Annotated in this window: 16 protein-coding genes; 8 read left to right on the top strand and 8 right to left on the bottom strand. The window is 68.5% G+C overall.

Going from position 1 to position 22,899, the window contains the following annotated elements; genetic code table 11:
* The first annotated feature begins 1 nt into the window (after position 1).
* The 3 genes from G015_RS0105445 to G015_RS0105435 are packed head-to-tail and all read left to right on the top strand — an operon-like array spanning position 2 to position 5,021.
* Positions 2-2,692 (top strand): nitrate reductase, encoded by a 2,691-nt coding sequence (locus G015_RS0105445; RefSeq protein ID WP_020146283.1) that lies wholly within the window; start codon positions 2-4, stop codon positions 2,690-2,692.
* Positions 2,693-2,694: 2 nt separating this feature from the next.
* Positions 2,695-4,155: a siroheme synthase CysG gene (gene cysG, locus G015_RS0105440; RefSeq protein WP_020146282.1), complete on the top strand. Its 1,461-nt coding sequence runs from the start codon at positions 2,695-2,697 to the stop codon at positions 4,153-4,155.
* Complete coding sequence (locus tag G015_RS0105435; protein ID WP_020146281.1) at positions 4,152-5,021, top strand: uroporphyrinogen-III synthase; 870 nt, start codon at positions 4,152-4,154, stop codon at positions 5,019-5,021. The genes cysG and G015_RS0105435 overlap by 4 nt, the downstream gene beginning before the upstream one ends.
* A 21-nt stretch (positions 5,022-5,042) precedes the next feature.
* Here the strand turns inward: G015_RS0105435 and G015_RS0105430 are convergent, their stop codons facing one another.
* From G015_RS0105430 to hisI, 5 genes are all read right to left on the bottom strand, one after another.
* On the bottom strand, positions 5,043-6,851 hold the full coding sequence (locus G015_RS0105430) for a long-chain fatty acid--CoA ligase (protein WP_020146280.1): 1,809 nt from the start codon (positions 6,849-6,851) through the stop codon (positions 5,043-5,045).
* Positions 6,852-6,931: 80 nt separating this feature from the next.
* Positions 6,932-8,050 carry a nickel/cobalt transporter gene (locus G015_RS0105425; protein WP_020146279.1) on the bottom strand — a complete coding sequence of 373 codons (1,119 nt, stop codon included), beginning with the start codon at positions 8,048-8,050 and terminating at the stop codon, positions 6,932-6,934.
* 89 nt (positions 8,051-8,139) lie between these two features.
* A complete protein-coding gene (locus G015_RS0105420; protein ID WP_020146278.1) occupies positions 8,140-8,796 on the bottom strand; it encodes a DUF1007 family protein in 657 nt (218 codons plus the stop codon).
* Between the two features lie 2 nt (positions 8,797-8,798).
* Positions 8,799-10,223 carry a cysteine--tRNA ligase gene (gene cysS / locus G015_RS0105415; protein WP_020146277.1) on the bottom strand — a complete coding sequence of 475 codons (1,425 nt, stop codon included), beginning with the start codon at positions 10,221-10,223 and terminating at the stop codon, positions 8,799-8,801.
* The gene (hisI, locus tag G015_RS0105410) at positions 10,220-10,663 is read right to left on the bottom strand and encodes a phosphoribosyl-AMP cyclohydrolase (protein ID WP_028490891.1); all 444 of its coding nucleotides are present in this window, start codon (positions 10,661-10,663) and stop codon (positions 10,220-10,222) included. Before hisI ends, cysS begins: the two co-directional genes overlap by 4 nt.
* Positions 10,664-10,931: 268 nt before the next feature.
* Between hisI and G015_RS0105405 the strand changes: the two genes are divergently transcribed.
* The 5 genes from G015_RS0105405 to G015_RS0105385 all read left to right on the top strand — a co-directional run bounded on the left by G015_RS0105405 (position 10,932) and on the right by G015_RS0105385 (position 19,223).
* On the top strand, positions 10,932-13,019 hold the full coding sequence (locus G015_RS0105405; protein ID WP_028490890.1) for a PAS domain S-box protein: 2,088 nt from the start codon (positions 10,932-10,934) through the stop codon (positions 13,017-13,019).
* On the top strand, positions 13,016-13,450 hold the full coding sequence (locus G015_RS0105400; RefSeq protein ID WP_020146274.1) for a response regulator: 435 nt from the start codon (positions 13,016-13,018) through the stop codon (positions 13,448-13,450). The genes G015_RS0105405 and G015_RS0105400 overlap by 4 nt, the downstream gene beginning before the upstream one ends.
* Before the next feature lie 21 nt (positions 13,451-13,471).
* Positions 13,472-17,377, top strand: coding sequence for an EAL domain-containing protein (locus G015_RS0105395; protein WP_020146273.1), 3,906 nt, complete (start codon positions 13,472-13,474; stop codon positions 17,375-17,377).
* 76 nt (positions 17,378-17,453) lie between these two features.
* Positions 17,454-18,437, top strand: a complete 984-nt coding sequence (locus G015_RS0105390; RefSeq protein ID WP_020146272.1) for a M14 family metallopeptidase — start codon at positions 17,454-17,456, stop codon at positions 18,435-18,437.
* A 6-nt stretch (positions 18,438-18,443) separates the two neighbouring features.
* Positions 18,444-19,223: a sulfite exporter TauE/SafE family protein gene (locus G015_RS0105385; protein WP_018138303.1), complete on the top strand. Its 780-nt coding sequence runs from the start codon at positions 18,444-18,446 to the stop codon at positions 19,221-19,223.
* A gap of 130 nt (positions 19,224-19,353) precedes the next feature.
* On the opposite strand, the gene G015_RS0105380 is transcribed toward G015_RS0105385, so the two are convergent.
* From G015_RS0105380 to G015_RS0105370, 3 genes are all read right to left on the bottom strand, one after another.
* Complete coding sequence (locus G015_RS0105380; protein ID WP_018174723.1) at positions 19,354-20,424, bottom strand: GTP-binding protein; 1,071 nt, start codon at positions 20,422-20,424, stop codon at positions 19,354-19,356.
* Positions 20,425-20,487: 63 nt separating this feature from the next.
* Complete coding sequence (locus G015_RS0105375) at positions 20,488-22,029, bottom strand: S10 family peptidase (protein ID WP_019592112.1); 1,542 nt, start codon at positions 22,027-22,029, stop codon at positions 20,488-20,490.
* The gene (locus G015_RS0105370; RefSeq protein ID WP_018138299.1) at positions 22,023-22,778 is read right to left on the bottom strand and encodes an FKBP-type peptidyl-prolyl cis-trans isomerase; all 756 of its coding nucleotides are present in this window, start codon (positions 22,776-22,778) and stop codon (positions 22,023-22,025) included. Before G015_RS0105370 ends, G015_RS0105375 begins: the two co-directional genes overlap by 7 nt.
* Positions 22,779-22,899 lie beyond the last annotated feature (121 nt).

Genomic DNA, 22,899 nt, shown 5'->3' with positions numbered 1-22,899 from the left:
GATGGCCACGGCCGAGCCGGTGACCCGTACCACCTGCCCCTATTGCGGGGTGGGCTGCGGGGTGGAGGTGACCGCGACGCCGGAAGGCGAGTTTCCGGTCGCGGTGCGCGGCGACCCCGCCCATCCGGCGAATGCCGGGCGCCTGTGCTCCAAGGGCGCGGCACTGGCCGAGACCCTCGGCGACGAGGCCCGGCTGCTGCACCCGGAGATCGGCGGGCGGCGTGTCGATTGGGAGACCGCGCTGGATCATGTGGCGGACGGCTTTCGCGAGACCATCGCGGTGCACGGGCCGGATGCGGTTGCCCTGTACGTCTCCGGGCAGATCCTGACCGAGGACTACTACGTGGCCAACAAGCTGATGAAGGGCTTCATGGGCTCGGCCAATATCGACACCAACTCGCGGCTCTGCATGTCCACGGCCGTGGCCGCCCATACCCGCGCCTTCGGCATGGATGGCGTGCCGGGGAGCTATACCGACCTCGAACAGGCCGATCTGGTCGTGGTGACGGGCTCCAACATGGCCTGGGCCCACCCCGTCCTTTTCCAGCGCCTGCAGGCCGCCCGCGCGGCGCGCCCGGAGATGAAGCTGGTGGTGATCGACCCGCGGCGCACGGCCACCGCCCAGGCGGCCGACCTGCACCTGCCGCTGGCGCCGGGCTCGGATGCCTGGCTGTTCAACGGCCTGCTGGACCACCTGCGCCGGGAGGATGCACTGGACCCCGGCTTCCTGGAGCGCCATGTCGACGGCTTCGCCGACGCCCTGGCGGCCGCACGGGCCTCCAACCCGTCGATCGCCGCAACCGCCGAGGCCTGCGAGCTGGAGCCGGAGGCGGTGGCGACGTTCTTCCAGTGGTTTGCCCGCACCGAACGCACCGTGACCGCCTTCTGCCAGGGCATCAACCAGTCCGACAGCGGCGTGGACAAGGCCGGGACGATCCTCAATGTGCACCTGGCCACCGGCCGTATCGGGCGCGCGGGCATGGGCCCGTTCTCGCTGACGGGCCAGCCGAACGCGATGGGCGGGCGCGAGGTCGGCGGACTGGCCAGCCAGCTGGCCGCCCACATGGGCTTCGACGACGCGGCCCTGGACCGGGTCGGACGTTTCTGGGGCGCACCGAACCTCGCGCGCCAGCCGGGGCTCAAGGCATTGGACCTGTTCCGCGCGGTCGAGTCGGGGCAGGTGAAGGCGGTCTGGATCATCGGCACCAATCCGCTGTTCAGCCTGCCCGAGGCCGCGCGCTTCGAGCAGGCCCTGGCCGCATGCCCGCTGGTCGTGGTCTCCGACTGCGTGCGCGAGACCGAGACCACGCGGGTAGCCGACGTCCTGCTGCCGGCGACCACCTGGGGCGAGAAGGACGGCACGGTAACCAACTCCGAGCGCCGCATCTCGCGCCAGCGCCCGTTCCGGGCGCCCCCGGGCGAGGCCCGCCACGACTGGTGGGCGCTGGCCCGGGTCGCGCAGCGGCTGGGTTTCGCCGACGCCTTTCCCTACACCCGCCCGGGCGAGATCTTCCGCGAGCATGCGGCGCTGTCCGCCTTCGAGAACCACGGCACGCGCGACTTCGATATCGGCGCCCTGGCCGGGCTGTCCGACGCCGAGTACGAGGCCCTGGAGCCGGTGCAGTGGCCGCTGCCGGCGGGGAGCCGGACGGGCGCCGAACACCTCTATGCCGATGGCCGTTTCTTCACCGCCAATGGCCGGGCGCGGCTCGCGGCCGTGACCCCCCAGACTCCGACCGACCCAGTCGATGCCGAGTATCCGCTGCGCCTGAACACCGGCCGCATCCGCGACCAGTGGCACAGCATGACCCGGACCGCCCGCACCCCGCGCCTGAGCGCGCATCAGCCGGAGCCGTTCGTCGAGATCCATCCGGTGGATGCCGGGCTGTTCCGGCTCCAGGCCGGCGATCTGGCCGAGGTGACCAGTCGCCACGGGCGCCTGTTGGCGCGGGTGCAGGTGAGCCGCGAGCAGCGTCCGGGCAGCGTGTTCGTGCCCATGCACTGGAGCCGGCCGATCGCGCGGCTCGCCCGAGTCGATGCTCTGGTGCCCGCGCATGTCGACCCCGTCTCCGGGCAGCCGGCGTTCAAGCACACGGCCGTGGCCGTGCGCCCGGCGGCGCTGGACTGGCACGGCTTCGTGCTGAGCCGCGAGCCGATCGCCACGCCCGAGTCGGACTACGCAGTCACCGCCCGCGGTCCCCGACACCTGCGTACCGAACTGGCCGGCCGGGGCACACCGCCCACGATGGATGCGTGGCGCGAACGCCTGGACGGGCCGGGGGAATGGCTGGAGTTCGCCGACCCCGCCGGGGGGCGCTACCGCGCCGCGCGGATCCACGAGGGGCGGCTCGCCTGCGTGCTGTTCGCGGGCCCCGACCGGGGCTTGCCCGAGCGCGAGTGGCTGGCCGGCCTGTTCGCGGCCGAGACGATCAGCGATACCGAGCGCATGGCGCTGCTGACCGGGCGTCCACCGAACGGCCAGGCCGCGCGCGGGCGCATGGTCTGCGCCTGCTTCGGCGTGGACGAGATGCGTATCCGCACCGCGATCCGCGAGCAGGGGCTGGGCACCTGCGAGGCGGTGGGTGCGGCCCTTGAGGCGGGGACCAACTGCGGCTCCTGCCGACCCGAGATCCAGACCCTGTTGAATGAAGAAGCCGAGATGCCCACGGACCCCGTGGCGCGGGAGGGATAAGCATGGAACACCTGCCGATCTATATGCAGTTGCACGGCTGCGAGGCCCTGGTGGTCGGGGCCGGCCCGGTGGCCACGCGCAAGGCGGCGCTGCTGCTGGAGGCCGGGGCGCGGGTGCGCCTGCGTTCCCCCGAGTACAGCGAGGCCGCCGAGCGCCTGTTGCGCGAACAACCGGGGTCGATCAGCCGCGATCCGGGGGTCTATGACAGCGAATGCCTGGATAGGGTAGCGATCGTGATCGCCGCGACCGATGACGCAGTGGTGAACCGCCAGGTCTCGGAGGACTGTGTCGCACGTTCGATCCCGGTGAACGTCGCCGACCAGCCCGAGCTGTGCAGCTTCATCCTGCCGGCGATCGTGGAGCGCGGGCCGCTGACCATCGCGATCGGCTCGGGTGGCCGCGCCCCGGTGCTGGTGCGCCTGCTGCGCGCGAAGATCGAGAGCCTGATCCCGACCGGCTATGGTCGGTTGGCCGATCTCGCCGGGCGGCTGCGCGACCGGGTGCGCGCCCGTTTCGACCACGTGAACGCCCGCCGCGCGTTCTGGGAGCGGGCCTTTTCTGGGCCGGCCACCGAGCTCGCCCTGGCCGGTCGCATGGACGCGGCCGAGGCGCGCCTGGAACAGGAACTGGCGGATGCCGCAACCAGCACGCCCGGCGAGGTCTACCTGATCGGCGCCGGGCCGGGCGACCCGGATCTGCTGACCTTTCGCGCGCTGCGCCTGCTGCAGCAGGCGGATGTGGTCGTCTACGACCGGCTGGTGTCGTCCGAGGTGGTGAACCTGGCGCGCCGCGAGGCCGAGCGCTTCTATGTCGGCAAGGAGCGCGACCACCACTGCGTGCCGCAGGAGGAGATCAGCGCGCTGCTCTCCCGGCTGGCGCGCGAGGGCAAGCGCGTGGCACGGCTGAAGGGCGGCGACCCGTTCGTGTTCGGCCGGGGCGGCGAGGAGCTGGACGTGCTGGCGCGCGACGGCATGGCCTACCAGGTCGTCCCCGGCATTACCGCGGCCAGCGGCTGCGCCGCCTATGCGGGCATACCGCTGACCCACCGCGACCATGCCCAGTCAGTGCGGTTCATCACCGGCCATACCCGCGAAGGGCGGCTGGATGTGGACTGGTCGCAGCTGACCAGTACCCGCGAGACCCTGGTGTTCTACATGGGCCGCAAGGGGGTGGGCGAGATCTGCCGGGGGCTGAAGGGTGCCGGCCGCGCCGGGCAGACCCCGGCGGCGATCATCGAGAACGGCACCACTGCCCGCCAGCGCGTCGTGACCGGCACGCTGGATACCCTGGCCGCGCGCGCCGAGCGCGAGCAGGTGGGCTCGCCCAGCCTGATCGTGATCGGCGAGGTGGCGGCCTGCCACGCGCGTCTGGCCTGGTTCCAGCCGGATGCCGGGGCCGCCACGGTGTTTCCACAGCCGATGCCGATGTCGGGGCCGCGGGCCGCGGCGGCGAGCGCGGCGTGACGGCCGCATCCGTCCTGCCGGAGGCGGCGGCCAGTGGCCTCGCGGGTCGCCGCGTCGCCTTGCCGGAGAGCCGAGCGCTGGAAGTTTTCGCCGGTCTGCTGGAGCGGCGCGGGGCCGAGGTCTGGCGCTGCCCGCTGATCGCGATCCACGACAGCCCCGACCGTGCGGCGATCGAGGCCTGGCTGCACCGGGCGATCGAGGCGCCGTTCGACCGCCTGATCTTTCTGACCGGCGAGGGCTTCACCCGCCTGACCGGTTTTGCCCGGCGTGCCGGGCGCGAGGACGCCTGGCTGGCGGCCGTGGCGCGGACGCCGACCCTGGTGCGCGGCCCCAAGCCGGGGCGGGCGATGAAGCCCTTCGGCGTGCGGCCGGATGCGGTCGCGGCCGCACCGACGACCGAGGGCATCATCGAGACCCTTTCCGGACAGGATCGGGCCGGGCAGCATCTGGCCGGGCAGCGCATCGGGGCGCAGCTCTACGGCGCGGAACCCAACCGCCGCCTGCTCGAGTTCCTGGAGCAGGCGGGCGCCGAGGTCTTTCCCGTCTGGCCCTACCGCTATGCGGACGCCGCCGAGACCGGGCGCGTGACCGGGCTGATCGAGGCCCTGATCGCGGGGGAGGTGGATGCGATCGCCTTCACCAGCCAGGCCCAGGTCCGGCGCCTGCTGCGCGTCGCCCGCGACGCGGGGCGCGAGGACGCGCTGCTGGCAGCGCTCGGCCGCACCGTCGTCGCCGCGATCGGCCCGGTGGTGGCCGACGAGTTGCGCGCCCACGGGGTGCACCCGACAGTGGTCCCTGACGGGCAGTACTTCATGAAACCCCTGGTCTCGACGCTCGCGCGCCACCTGGGTGCACATGGCGGCTGAATGGCGGGCCCGGCGCGGGTCTCAGTGACCGTCGTGGCCGGCGTACATCGCCTCGATGGCTTCGCTGTAGTGCTCGACGATCACCGGGCGCTTGAGCTTCATGGTCGGGGTCAGCATGCCGTTGTCGACAGACCAGGCCTCGTGCGTTACATGCACATGGCGGATCTTGGCGTAGCCGGGGAAGTCGCGTAGCTGGTACTGGATGCGCTGCAGCAGGGCGCGTTCGGCCTTGCGCGGCAGGCGACCATCGGCCTCGGCGTCGAGGTCGTGGTCGCTGGCAAACGAGGCCCAGGCCTCCGGCTCCGGAACGACCAGGGCGGTCAGGAAGGAGCGGTTGTCGCCGACGATCATTACCTGGTCGAACAGCGCATCCAGCGCGATCGCCATCTCCATGTCGGCCGGCGGGACCTTCTCGCCGTTGGTCAGCACCAGGATGTCCTTGATGCGACCGGTGATGAAGACATGCCCGCTGTCGTCGATGCGGGCCTGGTCACCACTGTGCAGCCAGCCGTCCTCGTCGATGGTCTCGCGGGTGGCCTCCGCATTTTTCCAGTAGCCGAGCATCACGCAGGGGCTGCGGGTGAGCAGTTCGTCCATCTCGCCGATCTTCACCTCCACCCCGGGCAGCGGCTTGCCGATTGAGGCGGGCAGATTGTTGTCCGGCGTATTCACCGTGACCACCGGGCTGGCCTCGGTCATCCCGTAGCCGTGCAGTACCGGCAGGCCCAGGCCGATGAAGAACTGGGCGATCGGTGGTGGCAGGGGCGCGCCGCCGCAGACCGCGAAGCGCAGCTCGCCGCCCAGGCGGTCCAGCACCTTGCGGGCGACGATGCGCTCCAGTACGGGCCAGAGCAGGAAGCCGGGTGACCAGCCCCCCCGGCCCTGCTGGTGCTCGAAGCGCTTCCAGCCGATGTTGACGGTCGCCTTGAACAGGGCGCGGCCGAGGCCCGATTTCTGCTTCAGGCCGGCCTGGATGCGGCCGTGCACGCGTTCGTAGATGCGCGGTACCGAGATCAGCACGGTGGGGCGCACGTTGACCAGGTCCTCTCCCAGGGCCTGAATGGAGCGCGCGAAGGCGACCTCGGCACCGATCAGCATGGGCATGTACAGCCCGGCGGTGCGTTCCAGCATGTGCGACAGCGGCAGGAACGACAGGAACCGGTCGGCGGGCGACAGCGGGCCGGTCTGCGAAGAGGCCCAGGCGTTCTCCAGGATGCTACGGTGCGAGAGGATTACGCCCTTGGGGCGCCCGGTGGTGCCGGAGGTATAGACGATCGTGGCCATGGCCTCCGGATCGAGGTCCGGGTGGTGGAACTCGGTCCCTTCGTGCCGCGCGAGCCAGTCTTCCAGCTCGATTACGCGTTCGTCGTCCGGCTCCGTATCCTCGCCGCCGATGTTCACGATGCGCCGCAGCGATGGCATGTTCTCGAAGTGCTCGGACAGCCGTCGGCTGTGGGCGCTCTCGCCCAACAGCAGGATGCGCGCCTGTGTCTGGCCGATGATGTAGGCGACGTTGTCGGGACGATCGTCGGTGTACAGCGGGACCGGGACCAGCCCCAGCCCCATCGCCGCCTGGTCGAACGCGACCCACTCGCGCGAATTGCCGAGCATCAGCGCGACGCGTTCGCCGGGCTTGAGGCCCTCGGCGGCCAGTGCGGCCTGCCAGCGGTCTACCATCGCCCCCATCTCACGCCAGGAGGTTTGCTGCCACTCTCCGCGTTCGCTGTTGTACTGGCGATAGGCCGGGGCATCCGGTGTCTGCTCGACGCGGACACGGAACAGCGAGGGGAGGGTCGGGGCCTGGTCGGGACGGATCGCGGAATCGGACATCGGCGCGTCTCGCAGCTTGGAGTATGTTCGGGACGTTAGAGGACCCGGACCTGTGCGGCAACCTTGGCGTCTGTGGCGTTCTACAGTCCCAGCGGGTGGGCGGCCGGCCGGTAGGCCACGGCCCCGATCACCAGGCTGATACCGATCAGCGCGATGATGCCGCCGCCGGCAAGCCCGAAGGCCGGCCCCATGTAGGTCAGGCGGCCGACGCGGGTCGGGCCCAGCCAGCGGCGGGTCCAGTCGCGTGCGGAGACGGCCAGTGTGGCCAGAACCGATACCGTGGCCGCGGTTCCCAGCGACATCGCCAGCACGGCCAGCACGCCGGCCCAGGCCAGGCCCAGGGCGGCCGATACCGCCATGATCAGCACCGCGCCGGAACAGGGGCGGATGCCCACGGCCGCGACCGTACCCCACCAGGTCCCGCTGTGGTTCGGGTCGACATGATGCGGGGTGCCGCAGCCGCAGTGGTCGTCGTGGGTATGGTGGTCATGGTGATGATGGTCTGCGTGCCCGTGGTCGTGCCGGGCCTCGGCACGTGCCTGGGCGTGCGCCTTGTGCAGGCGCCAGGCATGGCGCAGGGCGCGCAGCATCAGCCAGATGCCCAGCAGGGCGACCAGCGCGAAGCTCGCGATTTCCAGGGTGCGGACCTGGCCCAGCGTGTCGCGCGCCAGCCAGCCGAGCAGGCCGATCAGCACCCCGACCAGCACGATGGCCGTGACCCCCTGGGCCAGTGCCGAGACCGTGGAGAGCAGGATGCCGCGTTTCAGGTTCTGGGGCTGGGTCAGCAGATAGGCGCTGATGACCGCCTTGCCATGGCCCGGCCCGGCCGCATGGAAGACGCCGTACAGCAGGCTGACCAGGATCAGGGCACCGGCCGTCTGGGCGGTAGGGGCGTCGCGCAGGGCATGCAGTCCCTGGGTGAGGTCGCGATGCAGTTGGCGCTGGGTCTGCAGCATCCAGGCGGTGACGCGCTCCAGTGCCCCGGGCGGATCGGCAAGCGTCTCCGGCACCGGTGCGGTGGCGGTATCCGGCATGGCCTCGCGCTCCTCGGCCTCGCCCGCGGGTGCACCGCCGCCCAGCGGATGGGCCGATTCGCCGGCGTGGGCGCTGAAAACACCCAGCAACAGGAAGAACCCCAAGGCCAGGAGGACCAGGGGGCCCGTGAGGCCGTTCAGTCGATAGGCGGGGGCGACGATCATATCGTTATACTATAACGCTGTCCTGCGGGTGCATCGACCGGTTTTTCGTTCGAATCCTGTGCGAGCGTGCACATCGATCAGTGCTTCGCCTAGTCCGAGGTGTTCCGGCATTGCAGGGTGGCGGTCTCGGCAAAGTAGCGTCCGAGATTGTCGACCGGGCTGCGGTCCTGACGTTCCAGGGTGGCGGCATAGCGCATCAACTGCGGGTCCGGGCGCGCCTCTTCGATCTGCACCTCGCAGCCCTGGCGATTTTCGATATGGACCACGTCGTCCGCGTCATGCAGGACTTCAATCCAGTAGGTCGGGTCGAATACGCGATATGTGAAGCCGTTAGCATTGTCGAGGTCATGTTCGGCCAGTGGCAGGTCGAAGCGCAGATAAAGCCGCCGATCCTCCAGCGATAGCCGGGCGTTTTCCGCCCGGGGTACCGCAAGCTCCGCGTCGTCGTGGCGCAGTTTGGTGAAGTAGTTATAGGCGGCCAGATTTTCCAGCATGCGCTCCGCGACCCGATCCAGCGCCTCGTCGATACCGATATCGCCGTCCAGGTCCCGGGTCATCTCCTCCAGCAGCATGTGGCTGTAGGTCGGATCGATCAGCCAGGCCTGCTGCATGCGCTCCAGCTGGCCGTCGTCGTCGAACACGAGACCCACACGCAGGTCGATCCAGGCGTGGGGGTGTGCCAGCGCAAGGCCCGGGATCAGCAGCGCCAGGCCCAGCAGGAGTCGCCGGATGAGGCGTCGGGCCATGTTCAGGCGACGCTCCCGCTGCGCTGCCAGCGTGTCCCCTCCGGGGTGTCCTCGAGTTCGATCCCGCGGGCGGTGAGCTCGTCGCGGATGGCGTCGGCGGTGGCAAAGTCACGGTTCTTGCGCGCGGCCTGACGCGCGGCGATGCATTCCTCCACCCAGGCGGCGAGTTCGTGGTCCTCGCCATCCCCCTGGAACCAGGCCGTCGGGTCCTGCTGCAGCAGTCCGAGCAGCCCGGCGCCGGCCATCAGTTCGCCCTTCAGGCGGGCCCGTTCGGCCGCGTCGCCAGCCGCGGCCAGGGCATCCGCCAGGCGGTGCAGGGCGGTGATGCCGCCGGGGGTGTTCAGGTCATCCAGCAGCGCGGTGAACACCGGGGTCTCGGCGGCGTTCACGGGGGCCGGTTCGATATCGGCGTGGTCGCGCAGCACGCGGTAGAGCCCGTTCAGGGCATTGCGCGACTGGTTCAGCGTGTCCTCGGAGAAATTCAGCGGTGCGCGGTAGTGGCGCGACAGCAGCGCCATGCGCAGGACCTCGCCCGGATAGGCCTGCAGCAGGTCGTGCAGCAGCTGGAAGTTGCCCAGCGACTTGGACATCTTCTCGCCGTCGATGGTCACGTGCCCGTTGTGCACCCAGTAGCGGGCGTAGTGCGTGCCGTGCTCGGTGCAGCCCTCCGCCGCGCAGCCCTGGGCGATCTCGTTTTCGTGGTGGGGGAAGACGAGATCGTGCCCGCCACCGTGGATGTCGATCATCGCGCCCAGATGGCTGCGGATCATCGCGGTGCATTCGAGGTGCCAGCCGGGACGGCCATAGCCCCAGGGGCTGTCCCAGCCCGGTTCGCCCTCGGCGGCCGGCTTCCACAGCACGAAGTCGCCGGGGTGGCGCTTGTAGCTGGCGACCTCCACCCGGGCGCCGGCCTGCATGTCCTCCAGCGTGCGCCCGGACAGCGCGCCATAGTCCGGGTAGGAGGTGACGTCGAACAGCACGTGCCCCTCGGCCGGATAGGCATGGCCGCGCTCGATCAGGCGTTCGATCAGCTCGGTCATCGGCTGGATGTGATCGGTGGCGCGCGGCTCGAGGGTCGGCGCCAGCGTGCCCAGCTCGGCGATGTCCTCGTGGAAGGCCCGGGTGAAGCGCTCGGTCAGCGCGGCGATCGGTTCGCCGTTCTCCGCCGCGGCCTTGTTGATCTTGTCGTCGACGTCGGTGATGTTGCGCGCGTAGATCACGTGCTCCGGGCCGTACAGCTCGCGCAATACGCGAAACAGCACGTCGAACACCACCACCGGGCGGCCGTTGCCCACGTGTACCCGGTTGTAGACGGTGGGGCCGCAGACATAGAGCGTGACGCGTTCGGGGTCCTGCGGACGAAAGGGCTCGTCGCGCCCGCCGAGCGTGTTGTGCAGGATCAGCTCGCGGCCGGGGTTGGCGCTCATTTCGTGTCGTCCTTGTGGCCGTACAGGGTCTCGGGGGCGATCTCCGGGTCGCTGGTGATCACGGCCTCGTCGTTGTCGATCTGCACGTAGAAGCAGCTGCGCCGGCCGGTATGGCAGGCGGGGCCGGTCTGGTCGACCTTCAGCAGGATGGTGTCGCCGTCGCAGTCCAGGTGCAGCGATTGCAGCTGCTGCACCTGACCCGACTGCTCGCCCTTGCGCCACAGCGCCTGGCGCGAGCGCGAGTAGTAGCACACGCGCCCGGTGCGCAGGGTCTCGTCCAGCGCCTCGCGGTTCATCCAGGCCATCATCAGGACCTCGCCGCTGTCGAACTGCTGGGCGATCGCGGGGATCAGGCCGTCCGAATTCAGCTTGAGTTTTTCCAGCACCTCGGCGGCTGGCCGGCGGGTGCTGCGCGAGGCTTTTTCCAGTGTCTTGAACATGTACGCCGGCATAGCGGAAACCAGCGCCAAGGGTACCATCCCGCGCCTGTGATGAGCAGATCAGCGCGCGTCGTGGCAGCGCGTTAAGAAAGTGTTTGGCGACAGGTCTTGAAACCCCGGTGCGGGTAGAGGATTCTCAGACTAAAGTAGTAATACACAAGCGGGTTTCCGCGCGAGCAGGGGGAAGGGGTTGGAGCGCGAGGCACGGGAGAGGGGCGTGTCCACCGGCAAGGTGCTGAGCGCCTGGCGCACGTCCAGCTGGGTGGCGCTGGTCTATCTGGCGGTCGGGCTGCTCTGGATCGGGCTGTCCGATCAGGCGTTGTTGTGGCTGGTGGACGATGTCCAGGTGCTGGGCTGGCTGCAGACGGTCAAGGGTTTTTTCTATGTCAGCGCGACCGCGGTCTTGCTGTTCCTGCTGCTGTACTGGGTGCTCGCGGCCCGTGACCGGGCCTCGGCCGAAGCACACTACCTGACCGAGGTGGCCAATCGCTCGCCGGTGGTCACCATCGAGTGGGCCGCGCGTCCCGGCTGGCCCGTAGTGTATGTCTCCCCGAACGTGCGGCGCTGGGGGATTGAACCGGAGGCGCTATTGTCCGGTGCGGCTGACTATTCCCGGCGGATCCATCCCGAAGACCGCGAGGCCATCGTCGAGGACGTGTCCCGGCATATGGAGCGCGGGCCGGACGAGTATCTTCAGTACTACCGCCTGGATGTGGGGGGTGGGCGCTGGATCTGGGTCGAGGACCGTACTTGGCTGGAGCGGGACCACGCGGGCGAGGTTCGCCGCTTTCACGGCCTGCTGATGGATGTGACCGAACGGGTGCAGGCCGAGCACAACCTGCGCGACAGCGAGAAGCGCTTTCGCGCCATCTTCGACAATGTGCAGGAGGGTATCCTGCTGCAGGACTTCGAGACGAGTGCCTTTGTCGGGGCGAACGCCGCGGCGCTGGCCATGTATGGCTACGAGCGCGAGGAGCTCCTGCGCTGCACTGTCACGGATCTCAGTGCCCGTGAGCCCGGATACGAGGTCGAGCGCCAGCAGGCCCTGATTGAGCGCGCACGGCGGGGCGAACAGATCGTGTTCGAATGGCGCGCGCGCCACCGCGACGGCCACGTCTTCTGGGTGGAGGCGAACCTGCAGGCGACCGAGATCGCCAACGAGCGCCTGCTGCTGGTGACCCTGCGCAACATCGAGCCGCGCAAGAAGGCCGAGCAGGCCCTGAATCGGCAGATGGACCGCCTGACCCATGCCGAGCGCCATGCGGGTCTGGGTTCCTGGGAATACGTCATCGAGACCGGGCAGCTGTGGTGGTCCGATCATCTGTACGAATTGATGCACCTTGACCCGCAACGCTATGCGCCCGGATTGAGCGATGTGTGGGAGATGCAGTTCGACCCGGATGCGGGCGACGCGGAAAAGCTGAAGGAAGTGCTGCAACAGCTTTCCCCGGGCCATGAAGGTATCGGCCGGCGGTTCCGGCTGCTGCGCCACCCGTCACGCGGTATCGAACGCTGGTTCAGCCTGACGGTGGATGCCGTGGCGGAGCGCGAGGACGGGCTGCATGCGGTTCAGGGGACCATGCTGGATATTACGGACCTGCAGCAGGCGGAGCGCGAGCTGCGTCAATTCAACGCCGAACTGGAGGAGCGGGTGCGCGAGCGTACGGCGGCCCTGGAGGCAGCGAACCAGGAGCTAGAATCGTTTTCCTATGCCGTCTCGCACGACCTCAAGGCACCCCTGAGAGGGATCGACGGCTACAGCCAGTTGCTGGAGGCGGATTACGTCGATTCGCTGGACGCGGAAGGCCAGATGTTCATCCGCAATATCCGCGCTGGGGTCGCGCAGATGAACGAGCTGATCGGTGACCTGCTGGACTACTCCAGGATGGAACGCCGTCCGTTGGAACAGCGCGGAGTGCGTCTGCAACCGCTGGTCGAGGAGGTGCTCGATGGCCTTGATCCCGCGCTGCGTGAACGGGCCGAGATTGCCGTCGACGTGCCGTCGGATCTCGAACTGCAGACCGATCCGGACGGGCTGGCCCTGGCCCTGCGCAACCTGCTCGACAATGCCCTGAAGTTCACCGCACCGCGCGAGAATCCGCGCATTGCGGTCACGGCCGAACCCCGGGGCGAGACGCTCCACCTAGCCGTGAGCGATAACGGGATTGGATTCGACATGGCATTTCAAGATCGCATCTTCGAGATCTTCCAGCGCCTGAACCGGGCCGAGGACTACCCGGGTACCGGGGTCGGTCTGGCCCTGGTGCGTCGGGCATTGCAACGCCTTGGGGGTCGCATCGAGTGCGAAGGCCGACCCGATGTCGGCGCCACCTTTCGACTGGAGCTTCCCCTATGAGTCCGAACGCCCGTCAGCCGGCCATCCTGGTGGTCGAAGACAATCCTGTGGACATCGACCTGATGCAGCGGGCCTTCGAGCGTCGTTATCTGACCAACCCGCTGGAGATTGCCCGCGACGGCGAGGAGGCCCTGGCCTGCCTGAAACGCTGGGAATCCGGCGAGCAGGATCCCCCCGCCGTGATTCTGCTGGACATCAAGCTCCCGAAAATCAGCGGCCTGGAGGTGTTGCGCGCGGTGCGGGCACATCCAGAGTTCGGTCGCATCCCGGTGGTGATGCTGACCTCGTCCAGCGAGGACCGCGATATCCACACCGCCTACGATGCCGGGGCCAACTCCTACATCGTGAAGCCGGTCGACTTCACTAAGTTCATGGAGGTCGCCGAACATGTCGAACTGTACTGGTGTCTGCTGAACCAGCACCCACGCTGACGCCCTGACGGAATATCCCCCATGCATGTACTCGTGGTCGAAGACCAGGCGGCCGATGCCGATCTGCAGCGCCGCTCCATCGAGCGCGGCGTCCCCTCGGCCCAGGTCGTCGTGGCGGACACCCTCAAAGGGGCGCGCGAAGCACTGGCAGACCAGACGTTCGATTGTGCATTGGTGGATCTGCGTCTGCCGGATGGCAACGGGCTGGACCTGGTGGCCGAGCTGCGCGACCAGGGGCGCCCCGAGGCGGTGATCGTCCTGACCGGGCATGGCGAGCAGGAGACGGTCATCGCGGCCTTCCGCTCCGGGGCGGACGACTACCTGACCAAGGCCGAAGGCTATCTGGAGCGACTGCCCACGCGCATCGTCGATGCGCGCTCGCACCGCGATCTGCGCGTCTCGGACCCGCGCGAGCCGCTGGCGGTCCTGTATGTCGAGCATAACGAATTCGACATCGGCCTGGCGCGCCGGGAGCTGGCGCGGCGCGCCCCGAATATCCACCTCACGGTGCAACGCTCGGCGGAGGCCGCGCTGGAGGTCCTGCCGACCTCGCCGGAGGAACCCCTGGCGCTGGACCTGTTGCTGGTCGACTACCGCCTGCCCGCGATGGATGGCCTGGAGCTGGCGCGTATCGTTCGCCACGAACGCGGACTGGATCTGCCCGTTGTGCTGCTGACCGGGCAGGGCACCGAGGATCTGGCCGCGCGGGCCCTGCGGATGGGCGTGGACGATTACGTGCTGAAAAGCGAGGGGTACCTCAAGGGCCTGCCCGCCGTACTCGATCAAGTCCATGTCCACGCCCGCCTGCGCCGCGAGCGCGCCGCCCTGGCCGCGAGCGAGCGTCGCTACCGCGAGGTAATCGAGCAGGCGGGCAATGTCTTCTTTTATCTGGATCAGCAGGGGCGCTGGGTCTTTGCCAATCCCGCCTGGTCCGAGATCACCGGGTTTGTGCTGGAGCAGACCCTGGGGCGGCCGCTGGTCGATTTCGTGGTGGAGGAAGACCGGGGGCGCGTCGGGGAGCTTGTCCGCGAGGTGCTGGAGACCGGCGAGACAGGCGGCCTCAGCGAGGTGCGTCTGCAAACGCGCGAAGGGGGCATTCGCTGGTGCGAGCTGCGGCTGCGCGCGCGGCAGTCCGAGCGGGACGAGCGGCCATTCACCGGGACCCTGATCGACGTCACCGAACGCGTGCGCAACCAGCGTATTCAGGAGATCCGCGCAAACATCCTGGACCGGATCGCCACGGGCGAGCGCGATCCCGCGCTGCTGGAGGATCTGGTGCTGGGGCTGGAATCCCTGAATCCGGACCTGCATGGCTGTGTGATGCTGGTGGATGCGGATGGAGACCAACTGGTCGGCGCCGCCGGTCCGCGCATACCGGAGACTCTGCGGTCGGTGACCAGCCCCATCCCGGTGGCGGATGGGGTCGGGTCCTGCGGCACCGCGGCCTGGTCCGGCGAGCCGGTGTTGGTCGAGGATACGCAGTCGCACCCCTACTGGGCCGGGCTGGAAGAGGCGACGGCGCAGGCCGGGTTTCGAGCCTGCTGGTCGTTCCCCTTTCGCGACGCCGATGGCTATGTGCTGGGGACGTTTGCGGTCTATCTGGCCGCCGCGCGACTGCCGCGTCCGGAGGAGCGCGATCAGCTCGAGGAGTTTGCGCGTCTGGCCGCGCTGGCGGTGCAGAAGCTGCGCGCCTGGCAGGCGCTGGAACAGCGCGAGCGATCACTGGAGGCGGCGGCGGGCCTGAGCCTGAACCTGTTGCGCAATGAAAACCCGTCCGTCGTGATGAGCCGCCTGCTGGGCGAGCTGGGCCGGGTTACGGGCGCCGATCGTACCTACGTGATGATGGATGCCGGCCCCGATTCCGAGCGCGAGACCCTGGAGCAGCATCGGTTCTTCTGGGTGAACCCCGAGGGCGATCCTCCGATTCGTCCACCCAGCCTGCGCCATCTGAGCCTCGAGTCCGTGCTGCCACAGTGGGACGAGCGTCTGCGGGCCGGGGAGATTATTCAGGCCCGGATCGTCGACCTGCCGGATGGCGAGCGGGAGCTGTTCGAGTCGGTTCAGACCCGGGCATTGCTCCTGGCGCCGTTGTTTGTGCGCGGGGAGTATCGGGGGTTCGTCGGTCTGGACCGGGTACGCCAGGGGCGAATCTGGGGCGCCGCCGACGAGCACATGGTCCGTATCGTCGCCGCGAACCTCGGGGCCGCCCTGGAGCGTCGTCGCGCGCTGACCGGGCTGCGCCGGCTGGCGGCCGTGTTCCAGAGTACCCGCGACGGGATCCTGATCACCGACCTGTCGGCCCGTATCGTCGCGGTCAACCCGGCCTTTAGCGAGATTACTGGGTTCTCCGAGCACGACGCCCTGGGCCGAAACCCGCGCTTTTTGAAGTCGGGGCGGCACGACGCCGAGTTCTACCAGGAGATGTGGGCGAGCCTGGTGGCCGCCGGGCACTGGCAGGGCGAGGTCTGGAACCGCCGTTCCACCGGCGAGACCGATCCACAGTGGCTGAGTCTGGATGTGGTGCGTGACGAGGGCGGTGAGCCGCAGTACTACGCAGGGGTGCTGACCGACCTGTCCGCGCTCAAGCGCTCCCAGAACGAGCTGGAGTATCTCGCCCAGCATGACTCGCTGACCGACCTGCCCAACCGCAGCCAGCTGCAGACGTTGCTGGGGCGCGCACTCGAGCGGGCGCGCGCGGAGCGCCGCGGCCTGGCCGTGCTCTGTCTGGACCTGGACCGGTTCAAGACGCTGAACGACAGTCTCGGGCATTCGGTCGGCGACCGGGTGTTGCTGGAGGTCGCGCGGCGCCTAGCCGATGTACTCGAGAGCCCGGACCTGCTCGGACGACTGGGCGGGGATGAGTTTCTTGCGGTCCTCGAGTCCGCCGACACGCACGAATTGGCGGAGGAAAGGGCCCGGGCACTGCTGGAGGTGCTGCAGCGCCCGTTCGTGCTGGACGACGGGCAGGTGGTCTACGTCAACGCCAGCATCGGCGTCAGCCGCTTCCCGGGAGATGGCGATACGGTAGTGGATCTGATGCAGCATGCCGACGCGGCGATGTACCAGGCCAAGGCGCTGGGCCGCGAGACCTGGAGCTTCTATACCGAGGACCTGACTCAGGCGGCGGCCGAGCGGTTGGACCTGGAGAACCGCCTGCGTCATGCCCTGAATGAGGGGAATGGCGAGCTGGCGGTGCATTTTCAGCCACAGGTGCGGCTCGTCGATGGCCGGCTCACGGGGGTGGAGGCCCTGGTGCGCTGGCATAGCGGGTCGGGCGAGAGTATCCGTCCGGATCGCTTTATTCCGATCGCGGAGGAGACCGGGCTGGTGGTCCCGCTTGGCGAATGGGTGCTGCGTGAGGCCTGCCGCCAGGGTCGCCAGTTGCTCGACGAGGTGAGCCCGGACCTGGTGATGTCGGTCAATCTGTCCCCGGTGCAGCTGCGGCGTGGCAACCTGGTGGAGCAGGTGCGCCAGGTGCTGGAGGAGACGGGATTCCCTGCCCGTCAGCTGGAGTTCGAGATTACCGAGACCGGCCTGATGCAGCAGGGGGACCAGGCCGTCACGCGACTCAAGGCCCTGAAGTCGCTGGGCGTGCGGGTGGCCATCGACGACTTTGGCACCGGGTATTCGTCGCTCGCCGTGCTGCAGAACTTCCCGCTGGATGTGCTGAAGATCGACCGCAGCTTCGTCGACGGTGTGGACCGGATGGACGAAGAGGGTACCGATCGGCTGATCGCATCCACCATCATCGCGATGGCGCGCAACCTGCAGCTGGAGGTCATCGCCGAAGGCGTGGAGAACGAGGCGCAGGCTTGCTTTCTGATCGAGCATGGCTGCGAGTTCGGTCAGGGCTACCTGTACAGCCCCGCGCTGCCTTCCGAGCAACTGCTGGAGTGGGCCGCGCGGCGAGTGACCTCGCCCGCCTGAGGCGGCGTCAGGCTCGCGCTCGCGGGGTGCGTGCGTACAATGGCGAGCTGATTCCCCGTTCGCCGGAGCTCTCGATATGTCGTCGTCCCAGCCGCATCCCACCGCCATGCGTTCCCTGACCTTCCACGGCCTGACCCCGGGGCCGCGGCTGATCGTGCTGGGGGCGGTGCATGGCAACGAGACCTGCGGCACGCAGGCGGCCGAGCGGTTGCATGACGAGCTGGAGAGCGGCGAGCGTCGCCTGCAGTGCGGGACGCTGACGCTGGTCCCGCGCACGAATCCGCTGGCCTACGAGCTGGGGCAGCGCATGGGCGAGCGCAACCTGAACCGCAACTTGCGCGTGACCGAGGACCCGCAGGACTTCGAGGACCGCATCGCCAACGTACTGTGCCCGCTGCTGGCGGCGCACGACGTCCTGCTGGATCTGCACTCGTTTCATACCGGCGGTCAGCCGTTCATCATGCTGGGCCCGCGGAACAACGAGGGCGGACTGGAGGACTTTGCCCGTGCCCGCGAGGAGGAGGCCCTGGCCGCCTGCCTCGGCCCGCGGCGCATGGTCGAGGGCTGGCTGGATACCTACGCGCGCGGGGTCGCCCGGCGCATGAAGAACCCGAACGCCAGTCACCGCGCGCAGATGCTGTCCACCGACCCCAGCTACGGCATCGGCACCACCGAGTACATGCGCTCGCAGGGCGGCTACGGCGTGACGCTGGAATGCGGCCAGCACGACGACCCGCAGGCCCCGGTGGTCGCCTATAACGCGATCCTCAATACCCTGGCCCACCTCGGCATGATCGAGGCCCCGGCCACGCCCGGGCAGGACGACCCGGAGGTCCTGCGCCTGGTCGAGGTGATCGACCGCGACCACCCCGATGACCGGTTCGTGCGCGAGTGGAAGAGCTTCGACCCCCTGCACGAGGGTGATGTGATCGGAGTTCGCGCGGACGGGACCGAGGTGAAGGCCCCGGCCGACGGCTTTATCGTGTTTCCCAACCCCAGCTCGCTGCCGGGCAACGAGTGGTTTTATCGCGCCGAGTTCAGTGACCGCCGCGTGATCTAACGTCCTGTGGAGTTCGCCTTCTCCGGCGTTGCCGTATTGCTGCTTGCCGCCGGGTTCTTCGCTGGTGCCTTGAATGCCCTGGCCGGGGGCGGCAGCTTTCTTACGCTGCCGGCCCTGATGGCCGTGGGGGTCCCGCCGGTGGCGGCCAATGCCACCGGGACCGCCGCATTGCTGCCCGGGTACGCCGCCAGCCTGCTGGTGGACCATCGACGCCTGCGTACCCTCTGGCGGGATCTGAGAATGCGCCTGCTGGCGCTGTTCCTGATCGTGGGTGTGCTGGGCGGGGCGCTGGGTGCGGCCCTGCTCCTGCTTACGGGGGATGCGCGTTTTCGGGCCTTCATCCCCTGGCTGCTGTTGCTGGCGACCCTGCTGTTCGCGTTGGGTCCGTGGCTGCAGCGTCGCGCGGCCCATGCGGCACACCCGGCACTGGCCCGGGTGGCGGGCGCGGGGCTTGGCTGCGTCTACGGTGGCTATTTCAACGGCGGGGTCGGCATCCTGCTGCTGGCGATCCTGCGGGGGCAGGGGATGGCCGACCTGGCACAGGCTAATGCCCTGAAGAACCTGCTCTCCACGGTGCTGACGCTGATTGCCGTCGTGGTCTTTGTCGTGGGTGGACAGGTGGTTGCGACCGGGCTGCTGGCCGTCGGGGCCGGGGCCATTCTCGGCGCCCGGGTCGGGATTGGGCTACTGGGGGTTCTGCCCGAACCGTGGTACCGGCATCTGGTTACGCTGGTGGGTGCCGGTACTACGGTGCTCTTCTTCGTCGATCCGGTCTGGCTGGGGTAGTGCTCTGGCGTTGGGTTGATGCAATTCGCGGGGCTCATTGCATCCTACGGTCATCTCGGAGGGGAGCTCGGGCGCGTAGGATGCGATGAGCGTAGCGAATCGCATCGGTTGCCCGGGCCGTCCCCCTGACTTATTGCGCGATACGCTGAGGGCCGGTGCGAGCCTGCTGCAGGGCCTGGTCGAAGTTGTCCAGCGCCTGGGCGTCGGTCTCCGGAAGGATGGCCTCGATGCGCGGGCGGGTGCCGGCGGCGGGCGCTTCCATGGCCTCGAGTCCGCCGTCGCCCGTCACGCGGTTGATGCGCTGCCAGCCCTGATCGGTCAGCACCAGACCCTTGAGGCGTTCTCCGGTGAAGCCGCTCACCAGCGTCTCCAGGACCGTGTGGTCGAACGCCTGCCCCTCGGGCAGCAGCCAGCTGCGGCCCAGGTAGCCATCGCCCCGGGTGTCGATGGTCACGGGTTCGTACCCGTGCTCGTTGGGTGCATGACCATGACCATGACCATGGTCGTGGTCGTGGTCGTGGTCGTGGTCGTGGTCGGGCGTGTCACCCGCGGATAGAAACGCCCGAGCCTCCGGGAACAGGGCCCCGCCGCGTTCCAGCCGGGGGTGCTCCAGCCACGCCGGTTCCACACATCCCTGGGTCGTCTCGACCACCAGCGGACGTGGTGGCGGCATGGCAGCGACAAACGCCTGCAGGGCCTCGCGATCCGCCTCGCTGTAGAGGTCCGCCTTGTTGGCCAGCAGGACATCGGCCAGTGCGATCTGGTCGTTCCAGTTCGGGTGTTCGCGGTGGCGGGGCGAGGATAGGTGGCGGGCGTCCATGACCGTGATCGTGGCGCGCAGGTCCAGCACGCCATCGTAGGGGGGCTGGGTGAGGGTGCGGATGATCTCGGCCGGGTGCCCGAGCCCGGTGGGCTCGATCAGGATGCGGTCGGGGTGCTGCGAGCGGATCAGCCGGTTCAGGCCGACGGTGAACATCTGCGCGGAGACGCAGCAAAGGCAGCCGCCGGGGATCTCCTCCAGCGCGACGCCGGTATCCGCGAGCAGGCCGCCGTCTACGCCGATCTCGCCGAATTCGTTGACCAGCACGGCCCAGTGCTCGCCCTCGGGGCGCAGTGCGAGCAACTGGCGGATGGTGGTCGTCTTGCCCACCCCCAGAAAGCCGGTAACCAGGTGGGTGGGGATGTCGTGGTGGGTGGTCATGTGGTGTTGGCCAGGTTGGCGGGCGGACCCGGGCAGCGGGCACGCCACGCGATTGGTTTCGGTTCAGTCGTCGGCGCGCAGTTCGCCCTGATAGAACGCCTCGGCGTCGTTGAACAGGGCTTCGTTGGTGTCCGCCCGCATGTACAGCATGTGCCCGCCCGGGTAGGCGCGCGGGATGATGCGCGAGTCGGCCTCGTCGCCGGCGGCGAACGCGATCTGGCCCAGCAGCCACTCGGTGGTGAAGTAGGGCGTGATCAGATCTGCCTCGCCATGCACGCTGAAGATCCGGAAGTCGCGGTTGAGCGAGAGGGCGGTGGCCAGCTCGTCCATCGCGGTGAAGTGTCCCTCGCGGCCGCTGGCCTCCCAGTCCCAGGCCCGGAACACGTCGCGACTGAGCAGGCGGTACTGGTGCCCGTGTTCCCAGTCCAGGGTGTTGCGCAGGTGGTCCAGCATTGCGGTGGACAGCGGGGCGGTCAGGCCGTCCAGGATCGCATCGGCTTGCGGCATGATGTTGGTGGGCACCGGGTCGAGGTTGTCGATGCCGCCGTCGTACAGGCTGACCAGCCGGCCTTCGTCCATCAGCAGGCCGCGCTGGGTCATGTCCAGCGTGATGCGTCCCCGTGTGGCCTTCAGGCGATCGCGCGACAGTCCGGTAAAGCGGGCGACCTCGCCGATCCAGTCGTCGTCGATCTGCCCGGGGTGGATCAGGCCCTGCAGGTAGTCGCCCAGGGCGAAGGCCTCGGCCTCTTCCAGGCTGGGCGGGTCATCGCCCAGGCGACCCTGTGCCTTCGCGGCGGCGGTGATCGCCGGCAGGCTCAGGGCCCAGCCGATCGGGCGGGCGGTGCCGTGTTCCAGCATGCCGTAATCCAGCGCGGGCGAGATCAGCACTGTGCCGCTCAGGCTGATGCCGGAGCCCTTGGCAATGCGCGCCGGCAACGCGGCGGCGCGGTAGCCCCCGTAGCTTTCGCCTGCCAGGTACACCGCGTCGCCACGCCGGCCGTGTTCATCCAGCCAGCGTTCCAGCGTCTCCTCCATCGCGGCCAGGTCGCCGTCGCGGGAGAAGTACTGATCGGCTTCGCCGCCCATCACGCGCGAGAAGCCGGTCCCGACCGGGTCGATAAAGACCAGATCGGTAAACGCCAGCCAGGTCTTGGGATTGTCGACCAGCCGGGGCGGCGTGGAGGCGGCCAGACCCTGGTCGTCGGTCTCCAGTACCCGCGGCCCCAGGCCGCCCACGTTGAGGTAGGCCGAGGCCGCGCCGGGCCCGCCGTTGACCATGAAGGTGACCGGACGATCTTCGTCGCTGTCCACCGTGTAACTGACGGTAAACACCCGGGCATCGGGGTCGTCCATCGACTCGCCCAGCGGGACATAGCCGACCGTGGCCTGGTAGTCCAGCGTGCTGCCGTCGAGCAGTTCCAGCGAGTGCTCGGTGGTCACGGCCTCGGGCAGGGGGGGCGTCGGTTCAGTCTCGTTGGCCAGCAGGGGAGCGGACATCCCGGGACCGATCAGCAGGCCGAGCGCCAGCCCGTAGAACGGGCTGGCGCTGGTGCGCGATGCAGGTGTGGGTTTGAGCGGGCGTCGTGGCGGCGCCGTTATCAGCATTGAGCGGTCTCCTCGTGATCGGGGCAGTCATGGCGTACGACACGGTCATCGTCCAGCCATTCCATGATCCCGTCGGTCACGTTGTAGATCTTGTCGTAGCCGAGCCCCTCCGACAGGGCCTGGGCGAGTGCGCTGGTGCGGTTGCCGACGCGGCAGATCAGGATCACCTCGTCGTCGGAGTCGACCAGCGCGGTGAACTTGCTGCCGAACTCCGGGTTGAGGCTGCCGTCTTCCTCGAACGCGGTGATGCGATGGCTGCCTTCCACCACGCCCGTCTCGGCCCACTCGTCCGGGCGACGGATGTCGACGATGGTGACCCCCTCATCCAGCTTCTCGGCCAGTCCCTCGTTGTCCAGGCTGCTGAACGGGGCGCGCTGGACCTCGACGACCTCGAGTTCGAAGCGAAGGGTGGCGTTCGGCGGGATGATGTTGCCGGCGCCGCGCTCGCCGTAGGCCAGCTCCGGCGGGATGATCGCCTCGCGCTTGCCGCCCTCGCGCATGCCCTTCACCGCCTGCTCGAAGCCGGGGATCGTCTGGCCGGACCCGATGGTCACGGACAGGGGCTGGCCGCCGCGGCTGGAGTCGAACTCGGAGCCGTCTTCCTCGAGGCGTCCGACATAGTGGACCAGGGCCGTGTCGTGCCGTACGAGTTCGGGGCCCTCGCCCTCCTCGATGTCGCGAATCTCGATGCTGTCGGCCAGCGCGAAGGCCGGGGTCAGGAACAGGGCGAACAGAAACCAGGCTTTCATCATTTTATCCTTATAAATTGCAAGTTTTTGTTTTACATGCCGGCTTTTACCAGACCAGAAAACTCCTTCCAAAATTCCTTGGAAAAACTTTGAAATTCATTTGAACCTGATCTAAATGATT

Source organism: Thioalkalivibrio sp. ALJ15 (assembly GCF_000383695.1).
GTDB lineage: Bacteria > Pseudomonadota > Gammaproteobacteria > Ectothiorhodospirales > Ectothiorhodospiraceae > Thioalkalivibrio.
The sequence above is the reverse complement of the archived record's forward strand: the minus strand, read 5'-3'. Positions and strand labels throughout refer to the sequence as shown.

What these genes read in the sequence shown, in the direction of transcription:
- G015_RS0105445 (WP_020146283.1), top strand. Translation starts at nt 2, where the DNA reads ATGGCCACGGCCGAGCCGGTGACCCGTACCACCTGCCCCTATTGCGGG.
- cysG (WP_020146282.1), top strand. Translation starts at nt 2,695, where the DNA reads ATGGAACACCTGCCGATCTATATGCAGTTGCACGGCTGCGAGGCCCTG.
- G015_RS0105430 (WP_020146280.1), bottom strand. Translation starts at nt 6,851, where the DNA reads ATGTCCGATTCCGCGATCCGTCCCGACCAGGCCCCGACCCTCCCCTCG.
- G015_RS0105425 (WP_020146279.1), bottom strand. Translation starts at nt 8,050, where the DNA reads ATGATCGTCGCCCCCGCCTATCGACTGAACGGCCTCACGGGCCCCCTG.
- G015_RS0105420 (WP_020146278.1), bottom strand. Translation starts at nt 8,796, where the DNA reads ATGGCCCGACGCCTCATCCGGCGACTCCTGCTGGGCCTGGCGCTGCTG.
- cysS (WP_020146277.1), bottom strand. Translation starts at nt 10,223, where the DNA reads ATGAGCGCCAACCCCGGCCGCGAGCTGATCCTGCACAACACGCTCGGC.
- hisI (WP_028490891.1), bottom strand. Translation starts at nt 10,663, where the DNA reads ATGTTCAAGACACTGGAAAAAGCCTCGCGCAGCACCCGCCGGCCAGCC.
- G015_RS0105400 (WP_020146274.1), top strand. Translation starts at nt 13,016, where the DNA reads ATGAGTCCGAACGCCCGTCAGCCGGCCATCCTGGTGGTCGAAGACAAT.
- G015_RS0105395 (WP_020146273.1), top strand. Translation starts at nt 13,472, where the DNA reads ATGCATGTACTCGTGGTCGAAGACCAGGCGGCCGATGCCGATCTGCAG.
- G015_RS0105390 (WP_020146272.1), top strand. Translation starts at nt 17,454, where the DNA reads ATGTCGTCGTCCCAGCCGCATCCCACCGCCATGCGTTCCCTGACCTTC.
- G015_RS0105380 (WP_018174723.1), bottom strand. Translation starts at nt 20,424, where the DNA reads ATGACCACCCACCACGACATCCCCACCCACCTGGTTACCGGCTTTCTG.
- G015_RS0105375 (WP_019592112.1), bottom strand. Translation starts at nt 22,029, where the DNA reads ATGCTGATAACGGCGCCGCCACGACGCCCGCTCAAACCCACACCTGCA.
- G015_RS0105370 (WP_018138299.1), bottom strand. Translation starts at nt 22,778, where the DNA reads ATGAAAGCCTGGTTTCTGTTCGCCCTGTTCCTGACCCCGGCCTTCGCG.